This is a genomic window from Stenotrophomonas maltophilia group sp. RNC7 (assembly GCF_030910085.1).
GTDB lineage: Bacteria > Pseudomonadota > Gammaproteobacteria > Xanthomonadales > Xanthomonadaceae > Stenotrophomonas > Stenotrophomonas sepilia.
This window is the reverse complement of sequence record NZ_JAVFVN010000756.1, coordinates 1-1,520: the sequence shown is the minus strand read 5'-3', so window position 1 is coordinate 1,520 and position 1,520 is coordinate 1. Positions and strand designations below refer to the sequence as shown.

The 1,520-nt window shown below is 54.9% G+C and carries 3 protein-coding genes; all 3 read left to right on the top strand.

What is annotated here, in order from left to right; genetic code table 11:
• Window positions 1-350 (top strand): HNH endonuclease (locus RCF13_RS17890; protein ID WP_308141421.1); only part of this gene is annotated, 350 nt, incomplete at its 5' end.
• A complete protein-coding gene (locus tag RCF13_RS17885; RefSeq protein ID WP_308141420.1) occupies window positions 350-826 on the top strand; it encodes a helix-turn-helix domain-containing protein in 477 nt (158 codons plus the stop codon). The genes RCF13_RS17890 and RCF13_RS17885, both read left to right, overlap by 1 nt.
• A 143-nt stretch (window positions 827-969) precedes the next feature.
• The coding region (locus RCF13_RS17880; protein WP_308141419.1) for a hypothetical protein at window positions 970-1,520 on the top strand (551 nt) is incomplete at its 3' end.

Here is a 1,520-nt window from a genome sequence, read left to right as displayed (position 1 = left end):
CCACTCGACATGCGCGGCTGCAGGAGTTCGGTGGGAAGTGTGCTTACTGCTATGAACCTCTGACAGCAAAGACGGTAACGGCTGATCATTACTTCCCAAAGAGCAAAGGTGGTCGCGATGACCGCAGCAATATTTTCCCGTGCTGCCTTGCCTGCAATCGCCTCAAGGGGAGCATGTCGGCAAACGTTTTCAAGAAACGAATGAAGACCGCAACATACGTTGCAGATGGTCTGGATTGGACCTTTGCGAGATTCCGCAGAAACATCAACAAGCGTCTGGATCGGATGGAGAAGAGGGTGATGAGGGCCTGCTCTGTACCGACCGATGATGGATACCCGGAGGCAGTCTAATGTACGCGGCAGCTTACTCACGAAACACTGACAGAGCGGTCAAGGCACTTTTTGCAAAGCGAGAAGCCGAGCGCATCGAGCGCTTGAATGCGGAGAGACTGGAGCGCATCGCTGCCTCCACACATCAGGAGCCGTTGATATCAGAATTTGAGAAGATACACGTTCGCGATGCTGGCGATGCCGCAATTGTTGACGAGCCGAGGGTGACGGTCATCAACCGCAGCAAAATGCTGGTTCGTGATGTGGCCCACGAGTACGGCCTGACCTATCAGGACTTGGTAGGTTGCGGGCGGTCAAAGCCGTTCATTCTGCCGCGTAGGATAGCAATGTGGCGCCTACGACACGAGCGCTGTTTGAGCTTCCCCCAGATCGGCAAAATCTTCAACAGGGACCATTCCACGTGCGTTTACGCCGTCCAAGTCATGGATGAGATGATCGAACGCGGCGAATTGGTCCTTTCCAAACAAGCGGCATAGGAGAGGGCGATGGACGAAGCGATCAATCACGCAATTATGAACGGTATTGGCTGGCCAGCGTCATTCGCAATCGTCGGTGTGGCTTTCGCGATAGTGGCTTGGTTTTGGATTTTGGCGAAGTACTGAGGCAGCGAGGAACGGACATGGCGAGGACGAAGGCGGCGAAACTTCAAGCCAAGCGATCAAGAGGAAGGCCAAAGAAGGATGTTCCACTCCGTGAACCCAACGGCAGGGCATCCAGACTGAAAGAAGACCCGGCCAAAGTGGCGATGGAGGCAAGGATGAGGCATTACGGCGTACCGGCAGACATGGCCCGCGATCCGCGCACAGGCTCGTACCTTGGCCGTCTGGCGATGGCTGGCCGAGGCGAGGGCATCAGTCAGGATCAGTATGAAGCAGCAACGCGCTACATCGATCTGTATAACTCGTATCAGAAGGCAATCGGATCGCCTGGGGCGCATTACGAACAGATTGGTGGCGTCAATGCTTCCGATCCTGATGCCTATGCCGATTGGTGCATTCGAGTAAAGCAGGCGTATAAAGCGGCGCAGGCAGCCATCCACGAAGCGCAGGCAGAGGAACGATCCGAGAACATATGGGCGGGCCTTCAATACGTGATAATTCAGGACCAAGAGTTTCCGCACCTGCTTTCTTCCACAAGACTTGTGTGTAATGCACTGCACCGGCACTTCAT